5 protein-coding genes are annotated in these 5,748 nt (G+C 42.3%); 1 reads left to right on the top strand and 4 read right to left on the bottom strand.

Annotated features, from left to right (window positions below; all coding sequences use genetic code 11):
- Positions 1–241: 241 nt before the first annotated feature.
- Positions 242–919: a uracil-DNA glycosylase gene (ung, locus tag ACYQ21_RS14490; protein WP_460059294.1), complete on the top strand. Its 678-nt coding sequence runs from the start codon at positions 242–244 to the stop codon at positions 917–919.
- An 87-nt stretch (positions 920–1,006) separates the two neighbouring features.
- Here ung and purR read toward each other — a convergent pair whose 3' ends face one another.
- From purR to rpsL, 4 genes are all read right to left on the bottom strand, one after another.
- Entirely contained in the window at positions 1,007–1,816 is an 810-nt protein-coding gene (purR, locus tag ACYQ21_RS14485) for a pur operon repressor (protein WP_460059293.1), read from the bottom strand.
- Positions 1,817–1,962: 146 nt separating this feature from the next.
- Complete coding sequence (gene fusA, locus ACYQ21_RS14480) at positions 1,963–4,038, bottom strand: elongation factor G (protein WP_460059292.1); 2,076 nt, start codon at positions 4,036–4,038, stop codon at positions 1,963–1,965.
- A 276-nt stretch (positions 4,039–4,314) separates the two neighbouring features.
- Complete coding sequence (gene rpsG, locus ACYQ21_RS14475) at positions 4,315–4,782, bottom strand: 30S ribosomal protein S7 (RefSeq protein ID WP_003140269.1); 468 nt, start codon at positions 4,780–4,782, stop codon at positions 4,315–4,317.
- 20 nt (positions 4,783–4,802) lie between these two features.
- A complete protein-coding gene (rpsL, locus tag ACYQ21_RS14470; RefSeq protein WP_003140270.1) occupies positions 4,803–5,216 on the bottom strand; it encodes a 30S ribosomal protein S12 in 414 nt (137 codons plus the stop codon).
- Positions 5,217–5,748: the final 532 nt, after the last annotated feature.

Genomic DNA, 5,748 nt, shown 5'->3' with positions numbered 1-5,748 from the left:
CGCGGATCTGTGACGCTTTCTAAATACGCGTAGATTTCGTACATCATGAACTCCCTTAATAGCTTTTCTTTTACTTTAACATAAATAGAGATACTAGGGAACTATTTATTTCATGCGTTTGTCGTGATTTTATTTTTAAATTACCTAACTATAATAAAAAGATATCTTGCTTTTAACCTGCACAAATTGTTCTTTTATAAGGTATAATAAATATTAAATAAGAATTGTGAGGTCACTTAAAATGAAAGCAAAACTCCAAGGCCAATGGGCTGAACTCCTGAACCACGAGCTTCAAAAAGACTACATGCGAAACTTGAGTCGTTTTATTGCGATGGAAAGTTCAAGCAAAAATGTCTTTCCACCAAAGGAACTGATTTTCAATGCGCTCAATTTCACTGATTATCCTCAAGTAAAAGTTGTGTTGCTTGGTCAAGATCCTTATCACGGAAAAGGACAGGCAATGGGTTTAAGTTTTTCTGTCCCTAAAAATACGCCACTTCCGCCGTCCTTACGCAATATTTACAAGGAAATTTCTGAAGAATTTGAGACGCCAATGCCTGTAGTTGGTGATTTGACAACTTGGGCTAAACAAGGGGTATTGCTTTTAAATACCGCACTCACAGTTGAAGAAGGAAAAGCAAATTCCCACGCTCAAAGAGGATGGGAGATTTTCACAGATAAAATCGTTTCTCTCTTAAATGAGCGTAAGCAGCCGATTGTTTTTCTCCTATTAGGTCGTCCTGCGCAATCAAAAACGAAGCTCATTACAAATCAACAGCATAAAATTGTCACTGCTCCCCACCCCTCACCGCTTTCTGCACATCGCGGTTTTTTCGGAAGCGATGTGTTTATCAAGGTCAATCAAGCGCTTGAAACATTTGATGAGACACCGATTGATTGGTTAAGTGTCATGCGCTAACCTACCAAACGATACTCTAAAAACAAAAACCTACACTTTTATAACATTAAGCGTAGGGCTTTATTTTCGATTCTTCAATTTAAACTATCATTCATAAATATTGCCTAAAGCAACTTCAATGCTTCGATTTTCAACATTAATCTCATCAATTTTCAAAATCGATTTATAATCAGAAATCAGACGTTCACCCTTAAACGGCCCTTCTGCAAATACTGCAACTCCTGCAAGGAAACAGTCGAACTCATGGACCAGAGACTTCATCCCATTCAGTGTACCGCCGCCCTTCATGAAATCATCGACAATCAGCACGCGTTGTCCCGGCGCAAGAGAGCGCTTGGACAGGGTCATATTCTCGACCTTAGAGCTTGAACCTGACATGTAGTTGACATTGAGAGTCGCCCCTTCCGTCACCTTAGGATCGCGTCTGACGATGACAAACGGGACTTCTAGGATACTACTGACCGCTTGGGCAATGGGAATGCCTTTTGTGGCAATGGTCATGATAGCATCAATTTGTGTGCCGACATATTCGTGGGCGATGATTTTGCCGATTTTATTGAGATTTTTTGGACTACCTAAGATATCCGAGAGGTAGATATACCCCCCCGGCAAAATGCGATTACTCTCTGTCATCAGGTCTGCAATTTCTGATGCAATAGCTTGAGAATTTTCGTCAGAAATCGCAGGAGTAAAGATAACCCCACCAGAAACGCCAGCAAAGGTTTCAACCGTGCCGACTTCTGTTTCGTCGAAAATGCGTTTGATGATGACTAAATCTTCAGAAATAGATGATTTAGCTGCCTCGTATCGCTCACTAAAAAAAGATAGGGTTGTGAGTTTTCTGGGATGATTTAATAAGTAGTTGGTAAAATCGACCAATCGTTCACTTCTTTTCATACTGTAACCTCTTTCACTAACTGGCATTTATCAGTTTTTTTGAATTAGCCATCTGTCATATCTCTAATGCCGCATGACATCGCTTCATCTTCTATTATATCAAAAAAACACGAACAATTAAAATTGTTCGTGTTTTCTGCTTAAGATTAACCTTGATTTTTCTTGATGATTGCTTCTTGTACTGATTTAGGCACATCTTCATAATGGTCAAATACCATCATGAAAGTACCACGTCCTTGTGTAGATGAACGAAGTGTCGTTGCATAACCAAACATTTCAGCAAGCGGAACAAAGGCATGAACGATTTGGCTGTTACCATGCGCTTCCATCCCTTCAACACGACCACGACGAGCTGTGACGTGACCCATGATATCCCCAAGATTTTCTTCAGGAACAGTAACGGTTACTTTCATCATTGGTTCAAGGATAACTGGGTTCGCTTTAGGTGCTGCAGCTTTCAAAGCGTATGATGCTGCCACACGGAAAGCCGTTTCATTTGAATCGACATCATGGTATGAACCATCGTAAAGTTTCGCTTTAACGTCTACAAGTGGGTAACCAGCAAGGACACCATTTTGCATCGCTTCTTCCAAACCTTTTTCAACGGCTGGGATGTATTCACGAGGTACCACACCACCAACGATAGCATTTTCGAATTCGAAACCTTTACCTTCTTCATTTGGTGTGAACTCAACCCAAACGTGACCGTATTGACCTTTACCACCTGATTGACGAACGAATTTACCTTCGGCTTGTGTTACAGGCGCACGGAATGTTTCACGGTATGATACTTGTGGCGCACCAACATTGGCATCAACATTGAACTCACGACGCATCCGGTCAACGAGGATATCCAAGTGAAGCTCACCCATACCAGCAATCAGTGTTTCACCAGTTTCAACGTTTGTTTCAACGCGGAATGATGGATCTTCTTCAGCCAATTTTTGAAGGGCAACACCCATTTTATCTTGGTCTGCTTTAGATTTAGGCTCAACCATGACTTGGATAACTGGTTCTGGGAATTCGATAGATTCAAGAATAACTGGGTTCTTTTCGTCTGTCAATGAGTCACCAGTCGTTGTGTCTTTCAAACCAACAGCGGCAGCGATATCACCCGAATAGACATCGTTGATTTCGTTACGTGTGTTGGCGTGCATTTGAAGGATACGTCCGATACGTTCGCGTTTGCCTTTTGAAGCATTTAAAACGTATGAACCAGCTGACAAGACACCTGAGTAAACACGAAAGAATGTCAAACGACCTACGAATGGATCAGTCATAACTTTAAAGGCAAGAGCTGCAAACGGTTCTGAATCATCAGCATGACGTTCAGTTTCTTCACCGTCAGGTGTGATACCCTTAATCGCTGGAACATCAGTTGGTGCTGGCAAGTAGTCAACAACCGCATCAAGCATCATTTGAACACCTTTGTTCTTGAAGGCAGAACCTGCAAGCATTGGGTAGAATTCAACGTTGATTGTCGCTTTACGGATCGCAGCTTTCAATTCAGCTTCGCTGATTTCTTCGCCTTCAAGATATTTCATCATGATGTCTTCATCAGTATCAGCAACGGCTTCAATCAATTTAGCACGCCATTCTTCAGCTTGCTCACGGTATTCTTCTGGAATTTCTTCGTCAAGAATATCTGTCCCAAGGTCATTTGTATAGACTTCGGCACGCATTGTTACTAAGTCGATAATCCCTTCGAAGTCTTCTTCAGCTCCGATTGGAATTTGGATTGGGTGAGCGTTTGCGTTCAAACGGTCATGCAGTGTCGACAATGAGTAGAAGAAGTCTGCACCGATTTTATCCATTTTGTTAGCAAATACGATACGTGGTACACCGTATTCAGTTGCTTGACGCCAAACTGTTTCAGTTTGTGGTTCAACACCTGATTGGGCATCCAATACCGTTACCGCACCGTCAAGTACACGGAGTGAACGTTGTACTTCGATTGTGAAGTCCACGTGACCCGGTGTGTCGATGATGTTGATACGTGTGTCATGCCATGCCGCTGTTGTTGCCGCTGATGTGATGGTGATACCACGTTCTTGTTCTTGGGCCATCCAGTCCATTTGCGAAGCCCCTTCGTGGGTTTCACCAATTTTGTGGATTTTACCAGTATAGTAAAGTACACGCTCAGTCGTTGTTGTTTTACCAGCGTCGACGTGAGCCATGATACCGATGTTACGAGTGTTTTCAAGTGAAAATTCGCGTGCCATTGTATAGGTCTCCTAATATATATATGTTTGAGTAAAAAACACTAGGAAGGCAGGTCGCCCACCTAGTATTTTTCTTGAGTTACTTTGTTTAATTTTTCTCAGTTGGGCGCTCACAGTAGCATGGTTAGATGATGCTATGAGAGACTGCTAATACAACCTTAGCTTTTCTTCGAAAAGGTCGCTGTAGCGACGTTTGCTTCGCAAACCCCAAGACTTATCGGAAAGAAAATTTCTCGCATTTGGTACGCTTCGCGGGGCAAATGCTGTGAAATTTTCTTACCAACGGAAGTGAGCGAAGGCACGGTTAGCCTCTGCCATTTTATGTGTGTCTTCACGTTTTTTGACAGCAGCACCAGTGTTGTTAGCTGCGTCCATGATTTCTTTAGCTAAACGGTCTTGCATTGTATGCTCACCACGTTTGCGAGCGATTGTTACCAACCAACGCAAACCAAGTGTTACACGACGTTCTGGACGTACTTCAACTGGGACTTGGTAGTTTGACCCACCAACACGGCGAGCGCGAACTTCAAGAACTGGCATGATGTTTTCCATTGCTTGTTCAAATACTTCGATAGCTTCTGTTCCAGTCGCTTCTTTGATTTGTTCAAAAGCGCCGTAAACGATACTCGCTGAAGTACCACGTTTACCATCAAGCATAACGCGGTTGATAAGGCGAGTGACTACGACTGAGTTATAAAGTGGATCTGCCAAAACTTCACGTTTTGGTGCACGATTTTTACGCATTTATCTTATCTCCTTTCAGATTATGCTTTTGGTTTTTTAGTACCGTATTTAGAACGGCCTTGTTTACGATCTGTTACACCTGCAGTATCAAGCGCACCACGAACGATATGGTAACGTACCCCTGGCAGGTCTTTTACACGTCCACCACGAAGTAATACCACGCTGTGTTCTTGTAAGTTGTGACCGATACCTGGGATATAAGCTGTTACTTCAATCAGGTTTGACAAACGCACACGTGCGAATTTACGCAAAGCTGAGTTGGGTTTCTTAGGTGTCATTGTCCCAACACGAGTAGCAACCCCTCGTTTTTGTGGTGAGTTTGTTTTCGTTTGAACTTTTTTACGGCTGTTGAAGCCAACGTTCAATGCTGGAGCAGTTGATTTAACAACTTTTGATTTACGCGGTTTGCGAACCAATTGGTTAATAGTAGGCATTTCTTGCTTGCTTTCAGAAGTTTATTTTGACTGACGTCAACAAGCGACAATAAACTTGAAAGCATTCCTTTCGTTTTTTCGTTTTGGGTGTGTCGGTATATGGTCGCTTACGCCAAGTTCCGACAAGAAGTTTGGATACTACATGTTAAGATACTGAGGACGGTGCGCCTAGCGCAAACTTCCGTAGAAAATTAGGATTCTTCCGTAAACAAGCATAGCTTGTGTGGAAAAAAACAGCTATTTCCTATAGGTAGTTTGTCCGAAGTTCAGTTACTCGACAACATGCTCCTTTTGTTTGACCAAATGAAAAAGTACCGTTTATCAGTTTATCATATAGAAAACGGCTTGTCAACCCTTACCCCCTCACGGCCACGGTCGTTTCATAAATTAGTCTTGTTCAATAAAGGCTTCCATACCGACGACGATTCGGTTGAATTGATAGATTTGATTGAGTTCTAAGATTTGATTTTTAATCTCAGAGGCTCCCTCAATATCATTTGCGACAGAACCGTTGACAAGGATGTGAAGTGCG

It is taken from the genome of Pseudolactococcus yaeyamensis (genome assembly GCF_054658615.1).
Note: the sequence above shows the minus strand (reverse complement) of the source record. Positions and strands in the feature narration are given on the sequence as shown.

Coding starts and splice junctions, on each gene's coding strand:
- rpsG (WP_003140269.1), bottom strand. CDS start 4,782: ATGCGTAAAAATCGTGCACCAAAACGTGAAGTTTTGGCAGATCCACTT.
- ung (WP_460059294.1), top strand. CDS start 242: ATGAAAGCAAAACTCCAAGGCCAATGGGCTGAACTCCTGAACCACGAG.
- fusA (WP_460059292.1), bottom strand. CDS start 4,038: ATGGCACGCGAATTTTCACTTGAAAACACTCGTAACATCGGTATCATG.
- purR (WP_460059293.1), bottom strand. CDS start 1,816: ATGAAAAGAAGTGAACGATTGGTCGATTTTACCAACTACTTATTAAAT.
- rpsL (WP_003140270.1), bottom strand. CDS start 5,216: ATGCCTACTATTAACCAATTGGTTCGCAAACCGCGTAAATCAAAAGTT.